11 protein-coding genes are annotated in these 16,291 nt (G+C 56.3%); 3 read left to right on the forward strand and 8 right to left on the reverse strand.

The genetic code is table 11. The features are described 5' to 3' along the window. Window positions 1–45 precede the first annotated feature (45 nt). The gene (locus ACAW75_RS21170) at window positions 46–1,227 is read right to left on the reverse strand and encodes a DUF819 family protein (protein WP_370730751.1); all 1,182 of its coding nucleotides are present in this window, start codon (window positions 1,225–1,227) and stop codon (window positions 46–48) included. A 196-nt stretch (window positions 1,228–1,423) separates the two neighbouring features. Here ACAW75_RS21170 and ACAW75_RS21175 point away from each other — a divergent pair, with 196 nt between their 5' ends. After that, complete coding sequence (locus ACAW75_RS21175; RefSeq protein WP_370730752.1) at window positions 1,424–4,267, forward strand: M14 family metallopeptidase; 2,844 nt, start codon at window positions 1,424–1,426, stop codon at window positions 4,265–4,267. 93 nt (window positions 4,268–4,360) lie between these two features. On the opposite strand, the gene ACAW75_RS21180 is transcribed toward ACAW75_RS21175, so the two are convergent. Beyond that, entirely contained in the window at window positions 4,361–4,897 is a 537-nt protein-coding gene (locus tag ACAW75_RS21180) for a DinB family protein (RefSeq protein WP_370730753.1), read from the reverse strand. A 266-nt stretch (window positions 4,898–5,163) separates the two neighbouring features. Here ACAW75_RS21180 and ACAW75_RS21185 point away from each other — a divergent pair, with 266 nt between their 5' ends. Both ACAW75_RS21185 and ACAW75_RS21190 read left to right on the forward strand, forming a co-directional pair. Then, window positions 5,164–6,369, forward strand: a complete 1,206-nt coding sequence (locus ACAW75_RS21185; RefSeq protein WP_370730754.1) for an FAD-dependent monooxygenase — start codon at window positions 5,164–5,166, stop codon at window positions 6,367–6,369. A 197-nt stretch (window positions 6,370–6,566) separates the two neighbouring features. Next, entirely contained in the window at window positions 6,567–7,883 is a 1,317-nt protein-coding gene (locus tag ACAW75_RS21190) for a gluconate:H+ symporter (RefSeq protein WP_370730755.1), read from the forward strand. A gap of 38 nt (window positions 7,884–7,921) precedes the next feature. On the opposite strand, the gene ACAW75_RS21195 is transcribed toward ACAW75_RS21190, so the two are convergent. The 6 genes from ACAW75_RS21195 to ACAW75_RS21220 form a co-directional block, all read right to left on the reverse strand. Continuing rightward, entirely contained in the window at window positions 7,922–8,524 is a 603-nt protein-coding gene (locus ACAW75_RS21195) for a DedA family protein (RefSeq protein ID WP_370730756.1), read from the reverse strand. 239 nt (window positions 8,525–8,763) lie between these two features. Beyond that, window positions 8,764–10,566, reverse strand: a complete 1,803-nt coding sequence (locus ACAW75_RS21200) for an acyl-CoA dehydrogenase (RefSeq protein WP_370730757.1) — start codon at window positions 10,564–10,566, stop codon at window positions 8,764–8,766. A gap of 100 nt (window positions 10,567–10,666) precedes the next feature. Next, window positions 10,667–11,095 (reverse strand): ribose 5-phosphate isomerase B, encoded by a 429-nt coding sequence (rpiB, locus tag ACAW75_RS21205; RefSeq protein WP_370730758.1) that lies wholly within the window; start codon window positions 11,093–11,095, stop codon window positions 10,667–10,669. A 142-nt stretch (window positions 11,096–11,237) separates the two neighbouring features. Further along, complete coding sequence (locus ACAW75_RS21210; RefSeq protein WP_370730759.1) at window positions 11,238–12,554, reverse strand: RagB/SusD family nutrient uptake outer membrane protein; 1,317 nt, start codon at window positions 12,552–12,554, stop codon at window positions 11,238–11,240. Window positions 12,555–12,666: 112 nt separating this feature from the next. Next, complete coding sequence (locus ACAW75_RS21215) at window positions 12,667–15,861, reverse strand: SusC/RagA family TonB-linked outer membrane protein (RefSeq protein ID WP_370730760.1); 3,195 nt, start codon at window positions 15,859–15,861, stop codon at window positions 12,667–12,669. Window positions 15,862–16,151: 290 nt separating this feature from the next. Then, a complete protein-coding gene (locus ACAW75_RS21220; protein WP_370730761.1) occupies window positions 16,152–16,280 on the reverse strand; it encodes a hypothetical protein in 129 nt (42 codons plus the stop codon). Window positions 16,281–16,291 lie beyond the last annotated feature (11 nt).

The raw sequence follows: 16,291 nt of genomic DNA on the forward strand, positions 1-16,291 counted from the left end.
ACTGTCGGCGTGTTTACGTGGTGTTTTGTCTAGTATGCTGCTTCGCTAGTTAAACGTAGCTGTTCGTAGGTATTCAGCTACCAGCAAGCCACAGTATGTGCCGATGGCATTGCCCAGTGCTCCGGCCAGAATACCAGGCAGATGCAGATCGGGTCGATTCAGACTTTTGCTAAGTGCCAGACACGACGCCGACCCGCCAATATTCGCCTGGGAAGCAATGCCCAGTACATCCCAGTCCTGCTTGAGTAACCCCCCGAGGCCGAACTGAAACAGGGCATGAACTGGCACCGAAATGCTGACGAACGTGAGCATCGTTAAGGCCAATCGACCATCTTTAGCCAGTACGGCCAGATCGCAAAAAGCACCGATAACAGCTAGAAACAGGTAAATACAAAAAATACCGACCACACGAACGCCGCGCAGCTGCTGCACCTGGGGTAGTTGCGCCAGGATGAGCGCAAGGGTTGTCAGGACCAGAATTTTAGGCATGGCGGGAACGTACCCAGCTACGAGTTGGGAGGCATACAAGGCAAGCACGCCTAACCCAATGAGAATGGCCAGATCCTGCGGATTGATGGTTTCAACATCGCTGATCTGGTCGTTGGCTTCCTGTTCGTAGCGGAGCGTTTCGTCGGCAGTCAATGTAGTCGCCAGTCGGCGGGGAAAATAGCGGTTTAGTAGCGGCGGAAGCAGGAGGCAAACGCCCATCCAGAGCGCCGTAACGATATTGTCGGTAGCAATGGTGGCCGCATAGACGTTTCCCGCTTTGTTCACGCCGTAGTGCAGCGCGATGGCGTTAAGGTTACTGCTTCCGCCTGTATGGGTACCCGTAAACATGCCACCCACTGCATAAAAGAGTGGTCCAAACCCCTTTGGGCCACCAACTACGTGCATAGCCACGATAACACCGGCCATCGTGCCTGCCGCGCCAATCAGGAAGTTAATGACCATCGGTGCCCCCGCCCGCTTAAGTCCTTTTAAGTTGACGGTCAGCAAAAGATAAAAAATGGAAATGGGTGCCAGGTACGTGAAAATGCCGTCGTAAAGGGGTGGTGGATCGGTTGAGGCGGGAATTAACCCCAGGTTAGCCGTGATGGCCGTGATGATGATCACGATCAGCGATGTGCCCAGTGCCTTGAAATAAGGCCGTTTCGCGAGCTGCTCGGCCATGATAATGTTGAGCATCAATACGGCCAGAATAGCCAGTGGATCCTGTAGAACGGGCATACAGCAAAGCAGGTTAGCAGGCAATATGCGCTTTATTCGGAATACAACGGTATGCCCGGCCCATAAAATAGGTACGCTGGCGCAGGTGATAGGGTCAACTGGCCAAATTTTCTATTACGCCCGGTAATAGAAGCCGTATAAAATGGCGTACTTAGACGAGGATTCATCAACGAGCCCGGTGGCTCTTATTCACTCTATGTTCCGTACAACTTTACTGGCATTAAGTACAGTCCTGCTGCTAGGCATGTCGGTGCAGGCGCAGACCGTACCGACGCCGAAAGAGCATTTCGGCTTTACTATCGGCGACGACTACCAGCTCGCTACCTACACCCAAACTGAGGCGTATTTTAAGAAACTGGCCACTTCGCCCCGCACTAAACTGACCAGCATTGGTAAGACGGAGGAAGGACGCGATCAGTTTATGATGATCGTTACCTCGCCTGAAAACCACAAAAAATTAGCCCGTTTCCAGGAAATTTCGACCAAAATGGCGCGGGCCGAAGGCCTGACTGAGGAACAGGCGCGGGCTATGGCCGAAGAAGGCAAGGCGGTGGTCTGGATCGATGGCGGCCTGCACGCCACCGAAACCGTGGGCACGCACCAACTGATCGAAACGGCCTACCAGCTCGTGAGTCGCACCGACCCCGAAACGATGCGGATCCTCGATAACGTGGTCATTCTGCTGACTCATGCTAACCCCGACGGGCAGGAGATCGTCTCGAACTGGTACATGCGGAATCCGGTCCCCGAAAAACGGTCGCTGGATAACCTGCCCCGCCTGTATGAGAAATACGCGGGCCACGATAACAACCGCGATTTCTACATCATGAACCTGAAAGAGTCGCAGAACATCGGCCGCCAATTGTTCGTCGACTGGATTCCGCAGATCATGTATAACCACCACCAGCGCGGCCCGGCCGGGTCGGTGCTGGCTGGCCCGCCCTACCGCGACCCATTCAACTACGTGTTCGACCCGCTGATGGTAACGGGTATCGACGCGCTGGGGGCAGCCATGTACAACCGCCTGAATGCCGAGAACAAACCTGGTTTTACCCGGCTGGGCGGCTCGGTGTTCTCGACCTGGTACAATGGCGGCCTGCGCACTACGACGCACTTCCACAACATGATTGGTTTATTGACGGAAATCATTGGTGGACCAACGCCCGAGAACGTACCCCTGATTCCGTCGCGGTTGATTCCAAACGGGAACACGCCCAACCCGGTGACGCCGCAGCGGTGGCGATTCCGCCAGTCGATCGATTACTCGGTATCGCTCAACTACGCCGTGCTCGATTATGCCGCCCGTCAGCGCGACCAGTTGCTCTACAACATCTACAAGATGGGCAAAAACTCGATTGACCGGGGCAGCGACAATTACTGGACCCTCTCGCCAAAGCGGGTGGAGACCATCAATGAAATGTATCAGGCGGATCTGAAAAAGAATCCGCCCGCCAGCGCTACAACGGCCAGAGCTACAGCGCCTGGCAGCACCACCACGGGCCCCACCAGCGCCACGGCCCCCGGCAGCACTACCGCTTTGTCAGATGCAGGATCGGCTCTGCGTGGCGAAGGTATACCGGTGAAATACTTTACCGCCGTACTGAAAGACTCGCTCTTGCGCGATCCGCGCGGCTACATTATCCCATCGAGCCAAACCGACTGGCCCACGGCGGTGAAGTTTGTGAATGCGCTTATCAAAACGGGCATTCAGGTGCAGCAGGCTACGACCGACTTCAGCGTAGCGGGCAGGACGTACCCGGCGGGGTCATACATCGTGAAGCTCGATCAGGCGTTCCGGCCCCATATTCTGGATATGTTCGAGCCGCAGGATCATCCCAACGATTTCCAATATCCCGGTGGCCCGCCCGTTCGCCCCTATGATGCCGCTGGCTGGACGCTCGCCTACCAGATGAACGTGAAATTCGACCGCCTGCTCACTGCTTTCGACGGGCCGTTTAAGAAATTGCCTTACGGCGAATTGCAATCGCCCACGGCGAAAGTCAATGGGTCGGGTGCCGGGTACGTGCTGAACAGCCAGGTTAACAACGCTTTTCTGGCCGTCAATGATCTGATAAAAGCCGGTGTCGAGGTCTACCGGATGCCCGCAGGAAATGGCACGAGCGCGGCCGGTTCGTTCTACGTACCGGCGTCGGCCAAAGCAAAATCGATCCTCGACGCGTCGGGTATGACGGTGACCAGCATGGCTAAGCGGCCCACGGCCATAAAGAAAGTAACTCCCCTGCGCATTGGCCTGTGGGATACCTATGGCGGGTCGATGCCGTCGGGCTGGGTACGTTGGCTGATGGAGCAATACCACTACCCGATGCAGCTCGTTTACGCGCAGGACATCGACGCGGGCAATCTGAAGAGTAAATACGACGTAATTGTCTTTGTCACCCGCGCTATTCCAGCCGTAGGAAGTGGCAATGCGCCAGCGCGTGGCGAAGGGGAAACAGGCGGTTTTCGTGAGCCGAAAGTCGAAGAAACACCCGCCGAATACCGTCCGTCGATGGGGCGCATCACGGCCGACAAGTCAATTCCTCAGCTAAAAGCGTTTATGGAAGCAGGCGGGCAGGTGGTCACGATCGGCACCAGCACAAACCTGGCCTATCACCTCGGTTTGCCGGTGCGTAACGCGCTGGTCGAGATGGGGCCGAACGGACAGGAACGGCCGTTGAACAACGAGAAATACTTCATTCCCGGTAGTATTTTGCGCGTTTCCCTCGACTCAACCCAGCAGGCTACCTGGGGCATGCCCACGCAGGCGGACGTCTACTTCGATTCGAGCCCGGTCTTTAAACTGGCACCGGAAGCCATTGCCAACGGGACCGTTAAACCGCTGATGTGGTTCCCGAACGATAAACCACTCCGCAGCGGCTGGGCCTGGGGACAAGCGTACCTCCGCGATGGCGTAACGGCCTTCATGGCCCCTGTCGGAGCGGGTAAACTCTACGCGTTTGGCCCCGAGATCACGTTCCGGGCGCAGGCACAGGGAACGTTTAAACTCCTTTTCAATCAACTGTATGGACTGGCTGATTAGGTGATCGGTTGCTTAACAAAAATTGCTGACGCTGAGCCTGTTGGAGGGCCACGCATCAGCAATTTTTGTTAAAGGGTATTTACTTCCACAACCCTAGAACAACTTCTCCTGCGGTGGTTTGGCACCGGCTAATCGGATGTAGACAGTGGTTTGCCCCCGGTGGTGTGTCTGGTGCTCGAAGGCTTTAGCCAGCGCCATGCCCCGGCTCATGTCGAAGCGGCCGAATAGTTTTACCTGCTCGTTCATTTGGGCGGGGGTCAGTTTCTTGATGCCGGCGATCACGAAATCATAGCCTGCCAGCACGAGTTTAGTGATGTTGGCTTTCGACTTATCGGTCGTTGTTTTTTCCAACTCGCCCACGCCCGCCGGTAGTTTCTCACCAGTTGCGGCCGAGGCAAAGCCGTAGCTGCCATCGGTCAGGTGCAGCATCTGCTCGGCAAAGGAGCGCATTTCCGGCGTAGGTTTCAGCGCATAGCCCGACTCAGGCATGGCATCCAGGTATTCCCTGGTATAGGCTTTCGCCCGTTCCCATTCTTTCACTGTTTCATCGATAGAGGCTTGGGCCTGTGCAATCTGGCTGATCCCTAATACAAGGCACAGCGCTGCTAGTAGTGTACGTAGTTTCATCATTCAGCTTGGTTAAATGCTGTTACAAAGCTGGTAAGAATAGGCGTGTCTACAATAAATTGGTTTAGAAAACAGCCATAAATGACCTGCCGCCTGGAATTGGTAGCAGGTCATTATCCGGCAGAGCGGCCGCGTTGTCGGCATTAAGGCTTGTAGAACAGGAACTAATAGTTGTTCAGCTACTTCAGGGTTGGCAGATGATGGGTTCGCTCGGTTGCTGCCAGCCGGAGAAAAGCTAGCCTCTTTCCATTGATAACAGTTTACTGATCATGACAACTCAAGCGTTGAAAAAAGTGCTTATAGCTGGCGCCAGTATTGCGGGGCCTACGCTGGCTTTCTGGCTGGTCAAGTATGGGTTCGAGGTTACCATCATTGAACGATCCGACTCGCTGCGACTTGGTGGCCAAAATGTCGACGTCAACGGGCCGGCCGAGCAAATTGTCCGAAAGATGGGCATCGAATCCGCCATACGGGCTGCCAACACAAGCGAGGTCGGGCTGCAGTTCATTGGGCAGCACGGGCAGGTAGTTGCCGCCTTTCCCAAAGAAGGGGCCATCAGTGGCACCCGGGAGCTGGAGATTCTGCGGGGAGACCTGGTCAGCATTCTTTACGATTGTACGAAGCAGAATGTGGCCTACCGGTTTGGTGATTCGATCGTGGGGTTGGAGCAACATCCCGACACCGTCACCGTGACCTTTTCGAGCGGTAAAAAAGAAGCCTTCCAGCTGGTTATCTGTGCGGATGGCGTTCGATCAGGCACCCGGCGGCTGGTGTTTGGCAATGAGCCCACATTCAGGTATCTGGGTTTGTACACAGCGTACCTAACCATTCCCCGGCAGGATACCGATACGAACTGGTGGCGCTGGTACACGGCTACTGACCGCCGTGTACTTATGCTTCGTCCCGACAATCAGGGAACCATACGGGCGTCAGTTGCTTTCCTGGAACCCGATGAGGCGTATGAAAAGCTGTCGCCCGCTGCCCAGAAAGACGTGCTGAAAACCAAGCTGGCCGGTGCCGGTTGGGAGGCCGACCGGCTCATCGACGCTATTGATCGCACGGAGGATGTTTACTTCGACAAAATTGGCCAGATCATCGCCCCCAGATGGTCGGCTGGACGGGTCGCCATGATCGGTGATGCCGCCTACTGTCCCACGCCGTTGACCGGTAAGGGCGTCACCCTGGCGATGGTTGGCGCGTATATACTGGCTGGCGAATTAGCGAGCCACGAACGCCATCAGGACGCGTTTGCCGCCTACGAAAAACGCATGCGCCCCTACGTAGACGAGGTTCAGAAGTTGCCCCCCGGAGTGCCCTGGATCGTGTATCCGGCAACGAAGTGGGGGGTATCGGCCTTGAATACGATGGCGGGTATGTTCGCCAGTAAACCGATCCAGAAAGTAGTCAGTCTGTTCAGCGCAACGAAATCCGAAGAGGCTAAAGAAGACGGTTTCACGCTCCCCGAATACGAGTAATGGGTTCCTTCCTGGTCTACCCAAACGCGTTGTGGTAATTCATCAGGATTCCGTAAAGCCTGCAAAATCGTCGATATGACCGACTAGCTATAGAAAGAAAGCAGGACGTTGGCGGGCCATCGAAATTCGGAGCTAGCCATCAGTAGGTTGCGCTGCGGCGGTGGTTATGAGGTTGTTCCTGCCATCTGTCTTGCCACATGCCCTTACTCGTTACCCTCCTGGGAATCATCGCACTGGTGTTGCTGATCTCGTATGTTCGGCTGCATGCTTTTCTGGCTTTCTTACTGGTTTCGCTGGGGGTGGGGCTGGTGTTGGGCCTGTCGCCGGTAAGGCTTGTCGAGTCGATCCAAAAAGGAATCGGGGGTACGCTGGGCTCTATTTTAGGTATCATTGCGCTGGGGGCGATGCTGGGGAAACTAGTGGCGCAAAGTGGCGCGGCACAGCGGATCGCGACAAGCATGATTGGGCTCGCCGGGACAGGCAATATCCGGTGGGCGTTTATGCTGACAGGTTTCGTGGTGGGTCTGCCTCTATTTTATTCGGTCGGTTTTTTGCTGCTGGCTCCGCTGGTGATCACGGTGGCGCAGCGGTACCGGCTACCGGCGGTGTATGTGGGCATTCCCATGCTGGCGTCGCTGTCGGTTACACAGGGGTACTTGCCGCCGCACCCGGCCCCACTGGCGATCCTGAAACAGTTCAACGCCGATATGGGCCTGACGCTGTTCTACGGCATACTGGTTGCCATACCGGCTATTCTGGTGTCGGGTATTTTGTTTGGTTCAACGCTGAAGCGCTACACCACACTGCCAAACCAGGCCCTGCTTGCGCCGGAGTTAACCGATGAGTCAATGCCCTCGACGCTGGTGAGTTTCCTGACGGTGCTGCTCCCTATTTTCCTGATCAGTCTGGGTACGTTACTCAACCCGTTTCTGCCCGATGGATCATTTATCAAACAGGCGCTGCTCTTCCTGGGCGAACCCACCGTGAGTATGCTGGTTGCCGTGCTGGTGGCTATGTATACGCTTGGCATTCAGCGCGGTAAGTCGCTGGCTGCGGTCACCGGCTTGCTGGCTGATTCGGTGAAGGAAGTGGCCATGCTCTTTCTGATCTTTGGTGGTGCCGGCGCCCTGAAGCAGGTATTGACCGACGCGGGCGTGAGCCAGTCTATTGCCGATCTGATGCAGGGGTCGTCGTTACATCCGTACATCATTGGTTGGGGCATTGCCGCCATTATCCGGGTCTGTGTAGGCTCGTCTACCGTGTCGGGCATTACCACGGCGGGCATGATGCTGCCGCTGTTGAAATCATCAGGCGTGGAGCCCAACCTGATGGTGCTGAGTATCGGGGCAGGCAGTATGATGTTTTCGCACGTCAACGATACGGGTTTCTGGCTGTTCCGGGAATATTTTCACCTGTCGATGGCCGACACGCTCAAAACCTGGTCGGTCATGGAAACACTGGTATCGGTCTGCGGCCTGGCCGGGGTCATGGCGCTAAGCCTGTTCGTGCGGTGAATAGCACGCGCACTACCTACTATCCACCTATCAAACGTTTATCCGTGATTAACATCGGCCAGGCTGGTTGGTGTATTCACCTTTTTGATCTCGGGCTGGCGGTACAGTCGGTAGAGGCCCCACAACGTACCCAGACTTAGCAGGGTTACAATCACCAGGTTGTCGTGCTGCCTGATTTGTATGTAGAGCTGTTCGGCGGCATGGGCAACGCTGTTGCCAGCCAGCGCCACCACTACCGCCCAGATGATAGCGCTGATGGCGTTGAAGGCTAAAAAGCGGGGTCGTGAGTAGCCTGCCAGACCCAGCGACGCCGGAATAACGCCCCGTAAGCCGTACATGGCCCTATAGCCTAGTACCAACCCCGATCCATAGCGGTGCAACAGGGTTTGTACGCGGAGAAAGCGCTGCTGCCATTTCGGCCGTTCAGCAATGAAGGACGAACCGTATCGGTGCCCGATATAAAAGCAGAATTGAGCGATGGTAAACGACGAGAGGGCTGCTACGGCAATAACGATGGGCAGCGAAAAATAGCCCCGGTGGGCCAGATAGGCGGCTACGATCAGGAATGCTTCGCTCTCAAGCATCACGCCTAGAAAAAGGATCGGGTAGCCGTAGGTCAGCATTAATTCCTGAAAAGACATAGCCGGACGAGTTAGACATAACGTGTATGTCTGAACAGGCTGCACGGTTCACTGTTCAATTACCTACTAAATGGGATTTTGGGGTCATACTATAAAGTTGATAATTAGTACTTTGGGGCTTTGATTGCTTCGCGCTTGTGGCCCTTCGACTAGGCGTCCCCGACTAGGCCGGTTCGCCGCCGCGATCCCCGACAGGCTCAGGGCCTACAGCGCGAAGCAATCAAACCCCATCACCCGCCTCAGAACCAGTCGTTATGCATCTCCAGCGTAACGTGATTGGTCGATTGCAAACGTTGGGCGAGCGATAGCGTTTTGACCAGTTCGTACTCGTAGAAATAGCGGGCGGCCATGAGCTTCCCCTGGTAAAAGGCCAGGTCGTCGCCCTGAGCTGTGGGCAGCGCCGATTGCGCGACGGTGGCCTGCCGGAGCCACTGCCAGGCTACGGTGACAATGCCGAAAAATTCGAGGTAGAGCGTGGCGTCGGCCAGAAAGATAGTTGGGTCGGCGGCGAGGCCGAGCAGGTACGTGGTCACCTGCGTAAGGCGGCTGATCGCTTCGCCTAACTGGCTGGCCAGGTACGTTAGTTCCGGGTGCGTTGTGGCGTCGGCAATAGCTTGCTGCATATCGGCGATGAGTAACTGAACACCTTTCCCGCCGTGTAGGGTCACTTTTCGACCCAGCAGATCCAGCCCGTGGATGCCCGTGGTGCCCTCGTGAATGGGGTGGATGCGGGCTTCGCGGTAGAATTGCTCCACCGGAAAATCGGTCGTGTAACCCGCCCCGCCCAGAATCTGTACGGCCGCGCTGGTCGTCAGGCAACCCATTTCCGACGGGTACGATTTGGCAATGGGCGTCAGTAGATCGAGCAACAGGGCCGCGTTTTGGGCTTCTTCGCCGTCGCCCGCATGGGCCAGATCGGCGTAATAACTGCACTGCAACAGTAAACCCAGCGACCCCTCCAGCACGGCTTTTTGAAACAGCAGCATCCGGCGAACATCAGCGTGGTGAATGATGGGCACCTGGGGTCGAGCTGGATCTTTTTCGGCGATTGGCCGCCCCTGTGGCCGTTCGCGGGCGTATTCCAGCGAGGCATAATAGGCGGCGGTGCCGATGGATACGGCGTTCAGGCCTACGCCCACGCGGGCCTCGTTCATCATCTGGAACATATAACGCAGACCCTGGTGCGGTTCGCCCACGAGGTACCCAATGGCACCCTCGCCCGAGCCAACCATCAGGTGAGCAATGGGGGCGCCCTTGTAGCCCATCTTGTGGTAGACCCCCGCCGTTTGTACGTCGTTATCGACCAACGTACCTGATTCGGGACGTTTCTGAGGCACGGCAAATAACGAAATACCTTTTGCCCCGGCGGGGCCACCTTTGATCTTGGCCAGCATGAGGTGCACCACGTTTTCGCAGGCGTCATGGTCGCCCGCCGAAATGTATATTTTCTGGCCTCGAATCCGGTATTCGGCAAGGGGAGCCTGCCCCGCCTGGCCGGGGTCGGTGAGTTCGGCGGAGGTGGTGATATCAGACAGTGATGAACCGGCGTCGGGTTCGGTCAGGGCCATGGTGCCCTGCCAGCGACCGGCGTACATCATGGGCGTGAACCGGTCGACGAGTTCTTTCGAGCCAAACGACCGGAGTAAATTGGCTGCCCCGGTGGTCAGGAAGGGGAACACGCTCGACGAGTAGTTGGCCGCACCGAAGATGAATGTCGCCGCGTTCATGATCGTCGCCGGCAGCTGCTGACCGCCTTCATCGTAGGTAAAGGGCGCGTTGATCCAGCCATCGTCGCCGAAGCGTTTGATGATCGCCGCCATCTGCGGATGCACCCGAATCTTCCCGTCCACGAGTTGCGGCTCTTCGCGATCCATCACCGTCAGCAATGGTCGAAGCACCGTTTCGCCTATTTGCCCGGCGGCTTCCAGCACCATATCGAACGAGGTGCGATCGTGATCGGCGAAGGGGGGCAGTTGGGTCAGTTTCTCAGCCTGCATGACTTCATACAGGTGAAAACGCAGGTTGCGGGGAGAGAAGAACATGTTTACTGTTTGCTGTTTACCGTCTTCTGTTGCGCTGCTCAAGTAACAATACGGTTTGCTCGCTACGCAACAGAAGACGGTAAACAGCAAACAGTAAACTCTATAAATCCAGCTTTGCAATCCTGGCCAGGTGACGGCCTCCTTCGAAAGGGGTTTCGAGGAAAATATCGACGATGCGGAGGGCGAGGTCTTCGGAGATCTGACGGGCGCCCATCGAGAGCACGTTCGCGTCGTTATGCTGGCGGGTCAGGCGGGCGGTTTCTTCGCTCCAGCACAGGCCGCAACGGATGCCTTTGAGGCGGTTGGCGGTCATGGCCTCGCCGTTGCCCGAGCCACCAAAAACGATAGCACGTTCAGCTTCGCCGTCCAATACAGCCTGGGCCGCAGGGCGAATAAAATCAGGATAATCGACGGGGTCGGGCGAGAACGTGCCTTTGTCGATGACGGTGTGGCCAGCCTTCGTCAGGTGGTCTTTTACCAATTCTTTGTACGTGAAACCGGCGTGGTCGGTACCGAGCGCAATAATCATAACAAACTGCTTTTTACAGCCTGCAAGGTAGGGGAAAACCGTTTGCAGTTTGCTGTTTACTGTCTTCTGTTGCGCTGCTATATCGTAGTACTTGCTGATTAGCGAAGCAACAGAAGACAGTAAACAGCAGACTGCAAACGGTTTAAAGTGTTGGATCGGCCGGGGTGCTGGTGTTGTTGTCGCGTTCGGTGCGGGGGTAGGGGAAGTAATTCCGGTTGCGTTCGGCACCGGTTACGCCCGCAGCGGGACGGCCAAAACGGCGGCTATCTTCGAGGCGGAAACCCTGGAACGCCAGTTCGACAAGCCTATTCTTATAAATATCCAGCAGAATATCCGTTGCGGTATTCGCACCTGAATAAGCGGGCAACGCAGCGCCCAGCCCGAACACATCGGCCGTGGCCACTTTGGTACGTACCCGGTTCAACTGCGTCACGGCGTTGGTCAGGTCATTCTTCCGCGCATAGGCTTCGGCCTGAATCAGGATCACTTCGCCAGGTACGTAGACCGGAATGGCGGCGCTGTTGGCGGTGTAATAAGCCGTGGCTACCACCGGCGTTACGGCCGTGTTGCTGCTCGTTTTGGTCAGGAATGCCAGGCGTTTATCGGCTGGGTCTGGGGCTAACGTACCTGTGAGACCGAGGCTCGCGTTGGTGGGCTGAAACACGTTCAGGTTACCAAAGGTGTAATCGAACAGCGGGTTGCGGGTGTTGTCGTCGAAGGTAAAGACCGACCGTTTTGTTAGGTCAACCTTCGCAGCGGCAGCCAGGGCTTTGTCATAGTCGCCGGCAAACAGGGTATAGCGGGCAATCAACGCCTGAATGGTGTTCGGAATATCGATGCCCGGCACCACCTTACTCGTGAAATTGGCCGATACGGGCGTGGCAGTCACCTGCGTGGCGGCCGTTTCCAGCGTTTTAATGGCTTCCTGCAACACCTGCGCCCGAGCCACAAACGGGGCATTAGCGCCCGTTGTGATGGGTGACTGCTCGAAGAACTGCGCTAACGTACCCAGCGAGAGCGCCCGGAAAATGGATGCATAGCCGACGATACCGCTCCTGGTACCGGGGTCGTTGTCCACCACGGCGGTGTTGGCCAGAATCAATTCAGCGTTGGCCCTGACCAGGTGCGACTGCGTCCAGAGGTTCCGCACTACCGCATTGCCGTTGTTCACGGTGCCGCCCCCGGTGGCCAGGTTAGCCTCTTCGATATTCCCGACGTTCAGCACGCTCAGTTCGCGGGTGGTCAGTCCACCGCCAGCGGTTGCGTTATACAGAACACTCAATGCACCGCCGGTTGTGTAGCGGTATTGCAGCCCGTTAGCCAGTGTGATCAACCCATCGGCCGAGCTAACCGCCTGCGACTGGCTGATCGAGCTGGGGTTCAGGTATTCAGGCGATTTACAGCCCGTCTGCGACAGGGCCACCGCCAGTAGGGTGGAAAGGATGATGTATCGTTTCATGATTTGAGGAGTTTACTGTTTACCGTTTGCTGTTTACTGTTGCGCTGCTAACGTACCAGATTGTGGTTTAGCAGCGCAACAGTAAACAGCAAACGGTAAACAGTAAACATTTTTAAAATGATGCCGTCAGTTTGAGTTGGTAGGTACGTGGAATAGGTACGTTGCCGAAGTCGACGCCGCGGATCAGGTCATTGTTGCCGCCGGCGTTGGTTTCGGGGTCGAAGCCCGTGTATTTATCCCACGAATACAGGTTGCGGCCAATCAGGGCGACGTTCAGTGAGCGAATCGCTTTGGTGAAGGTCGGCAGTGAATAGCTCAGCGACAGCTCGCGCAGCTTGGTGTATGAACCGTCATCCACGCGGAACTCCTGGGTGTTGTAGATACCGAAGATATAGCCGCGTGGCAACGTACCCCGCAACTCCTGTTCGGCGTAGTCGCCCAGGCCAACGCCCTGCCGGGTACGTTTGTCGGCGTTGAATACATTCAGGCCCTGAACGGCGTCGAACAGTACGTGCAGCGTCAGTTTTTTGTACGACAGGTTCGTGCTGAATGAGCCTGTCCATTTCGGGTTCGGATTGCCGATGATCAGGTTGGCGAGCGGTTTCGAAACGTCGAACGAGCCATCGGAGTTGCGGGCGGGCGTGAAATCAACCGAGCCGGTAGCCTGCTGCGACGCACGTTCCGACTGCGGGAAGCCCGATGAGGTCAAAATCAGTGAACCGTCGGTGTTGCGCGCATAACCTGTGCCGAAGAAGACACCCACGGGCTGGTTCAATAGCAGCCGCACGGGGGCACCCGACACCACCTCAGCACCCACGTCGACCACGGTCAGGCCGCCGAGGTCGGTGACTTTGTTACGGTTCTGGTTGTAGAGGATGGTGAAATCCCAGTTGAAATCCCTGGTTTTGATGGGGTTCACGTCCAGCATGATCTCGAAGCCGGTATTCTGCATGGCGCCCACGTTGTTCACGATGCTGGTACCGCCCGTTGAGGGAGCGAGTGTGCGGTTCACGATCAGGTTGCTGATCTTCTGCTGGTAGGCCGTAACACCCAGATTGATCTTTCCGCCCAGAAGGCCCACGTCAATACCGCCTTCCAGCTCAGCCATGCGTTCGGGCTGCACTTCGGGGTTCGCTAGGATGGTGCCGGGCGTAACCGTGTTCTTGCCCAGGAACCCAACCGGGTTGAACTGGTAGAAGCGCGCGTAGGAGCCGATACCCGACAGGTTCCCCGCTTCGCCATAGCTGGCCCGCAGTTTCACGCTATTGACCGTTTGGCCAATGCCCGCGCTCTTCCAGAAATCCAGGTCCGACAGAATCAGTGAGCCGCTCACTTTTGGGTAGAACTGGTTGGTCTGCGTGGGCGAGAACTTGCTCGACTGGTCGCGGCGGATAGCACCCGTGATGAACGCCAGGTTCTTGTAGCCAACCGTTGCCTGCCCGAACAAGCCGCTCAGCGCGTAACGATCCAGGCCATAGTTCAGGCTATAGGTCGTGTTGCTGGCACCGCTAACCGTTTCGATGAAAGGCGACAGGTTCTGACCACTTTGGGCCGTGTAGTCCGACTGGTAGTATTGGTAGCTATACCCAGCTACGGCGTTCAGCTTGACGCTTTCACCGAAAAATGTCTGGTACGATACGTTCAGGTCATTGTTGAACTGCATGACCTGGTTCGTGGCGTTGGCGGCAAACCCCTGCGGATAGCGCGCGGCCGGCAAACCAGCCACTGCCTGGTAGGGGTAGGGCCGGATGTAGTTCTTGCCAAACTGCGAGTAGGCATCAACCCCGGCAATATAGTCGACGGCAAGGCCTTTGAACGGCGTCAGGTTCAGTTGGAAGCTGCCGATGGTGCGGCTCACCTGCTGCGAAAACTTCATGTCTTCGATCGTCGACAGGGGGTTGACGCGGGTAGGCTCAACAGCCAGCAGGTTCCCGGCGGCGTCGCGCTGGGTGATGTCGTAAATGTTGTTGGTGATGTTCACCGCGTTGATCGGGCTGTAGAACACGTTGCCGTTTGCTTTCTCGTTCGAGAGGCTATTGGCGTAGCTGAGGCCCACGGTCACTTTGGCCCAGTTGGTTAGCCGTTGATCGACGCGGGCGCGCAGGCTGTAGCGCGAAAAATCGGTGCCTTTGATGATGCCCTGATTTGTCAGATAACCCAGCGACACGTAGTACTGCGTGTTATCGGTGCCGCCGTTGACCGAAATGTTATTGTCGGTGCCCGTTCCCGTTCGGAAGATCTGGTCGAAGTAGTTGTAGCGCGTCACGTCGACCAGGTTCGTGGCCAGCGGCGTAAGCGTTCCGTCGCGGAAAATGTTGGTCGTTGTTGTGCCGGGGTTGGCGGCGATTTGCGCGGCTGAAATAGCACCAATCGGGTAAAGGCGCAGGGCCGCGAAACCGAACTGCTTGCCATAGGTGTTGACCGGCACCATTTTGCGCAATTCGTTTACGTTGAACGACGTAGAAAAGCTCACCTGAGGTTTGCCGCTTGCGCCGCGTTTGGTCGTGATGATTACCACGCCGTTGGCAGCCCGTGAACCATATTGAGCAGCGGCGGCGGCGCCGTTGATCACGTTCAGCGTAGCAATATCGTCGGGGTTGATGTCGGACAGGCGGTTTTGCCCTACGTTGGAGTTACCCACGTCGTTGGCCAGCGCCAGCTGGGATACGTTCGTGCTGGCATTGCTCACGATTACGCCATCCACGATGTACAGCGGGTCAGACGAGCCCGAGAGCGACTTGATGCCGCGCAGACGAATCGTGATGCCACCAGCCGGATCGCCCGAGTTTTGGGTGATCTGCGCGCCGGGTACTTTTCCCTGCAATGAATTGATGAGGTTGCCCGACCCCGACTGCACCAGGTCTGCCGCCCGAACAGTGCTGATCGCGTTACCCAGTTCACGTTTAGGGGCCGACAGCGTAGAGCCCGTTACCACCACTTCGTCGAGGTTGGTAGGGGCGGCTTTCACCGTGAGATTCAGCGTGATTTGCTCGGTGGAACCGAAGGTGATGGCTTGCCGAAGGGTCTCGTAACCGATTGCCGAGATGACCAGCGTGGCCGGACCAGGCTTCACCGTGGCTGCCAGCGTATAGTTCCCCTCGGCATCTGACGACGTACCTATGGTTGTGCCGGCAATCAGCAGCGTGGCGCCGGGAAGCGGCTGGCCGTTGTCTTCACTGATCCGGCCTTTAATCGTGTAGCGGGTTGCCGACTGGGCCAAGGCGTTGAGGCTAACCAACGAAAGGCACAACAACCCTAACAGACCCAGCCTGAAGGAAAGTCTGTAAGTTCTGTATAGTTTGTCCATTGAATAATGAAATATGAAGTAAGCACTGATACCAAAATACGATGAAAGAAAAAGCCAAACCAGTTAACTAAGGAAAATGGGATGGATGGTTGCTGCTCTGTACGAGATGTACGGAGTAATAATCGGCCTGCCCATCATAAGACGTCAAGTATATATACGGACACAAAAAGGCCAATGGCATAGAAGTTGGGGCTATTTGCAGACAGGCAGTTCATGTACGGCTCTTCATGCATAAGTATTTTTCTTCAATCTATGTTAATTTTCTGTATAAACTACTGATATTCAGTTGTTTAGTAGTAGTGTGTCCCTGCATCGCTCAGGCGCAGGCCGTTGAGGTCTGTAATAATGGCATAGATGATGATGGCGACAAACTGATTGATTGCCAGGACCCTGATTGCCCGGAGTGCGACCGCTTTCAAAGTTGTGTACA

The sequence above is a fragment of the Fibrella arboris genome (assembly GCF_041321095.1).
Classification (GTDB): domain Bacteria; phylum Bacteroidota; class Bacteroidia; order Cytophagales; family Spirosomataceae; genus Fibrella; species Fibrella arboris.

Excerpts from the sequence above, each read along its gene's own strand:
- ACAW75_RS21195 (WP_370730756.1), bottom strand. The coding sequence starts at position 8,524 with ATGTCTTTTCAGGAATTAATGCTGACCTACGGCTACCCGATCCTTTTT.
- ACAW75_RS21210 (WP_370730759.1), bottom strand. The coding sequence starts at position 12,554 with ATGAAACGATACATCATCCTTTCCACCCTACTGGCGGTGGCCCTGTCG.
- ACAW75_RS21170 (WP_370730751.1), bottom strand. The coding sequence starts at position 1,227 with ATGCCCGTTCTACAGGATCCACTGGCTATTCTGGCCGTATTGATGCTC.
- ACAW75_RS21175 (WP_370730752.1), top strand. The coding sequence starts at position 1,424 with ATGTTCCGTACAACTTTACTGGCATTAAGTACAGTCCTGCTGCTAGGC.
- ACAW75_RS21185 (WP_370730754.1), top strand. The coding sequence starts at position 5,164 with ATGACAACTCAAGCGTTGAAAAAAGTGCTTATAGCTGGCGCCAGTATT.
- ACAW75_RS21200 (WP_370730757.1), bottom strand. The coding sequence starts at position 10,566 with ATGTTCTTCTCTCCCCGCAACCTGCGTTTTCACCTGTATGAAGTCATG.
- rpiB (WP_370730758.1), bottom strand. The coding sequence starts at position 11,095 with ATGATTATTGCGCTCGGTACCGACCACGCCGGTTTCACGTACAAAGAA.
- ACAW75_RS21215 (WP_370730760.1), bottom strand. The coding sequence starts at position 15,861 with ATGGACAAACTATACAGAACTTACAGACTTTCCTTCAGGCTGGGTCTG.
- ACAW75_RS21180 (WP_370730753.1), bottom strand. The coding sequence starts at position 4,897 with ATGATGAAACTACGTACACTACTAGCAGCGCTGTGCCTTGTATTAGGG.
- ACAW75_RS21190 (WP_370730755.1), top strand. The coding sequence starts at position 6,567 with ATGCCCTTACTCGTTACCCTCCTGGGAATCATCGCACTGGTGTTGCTG.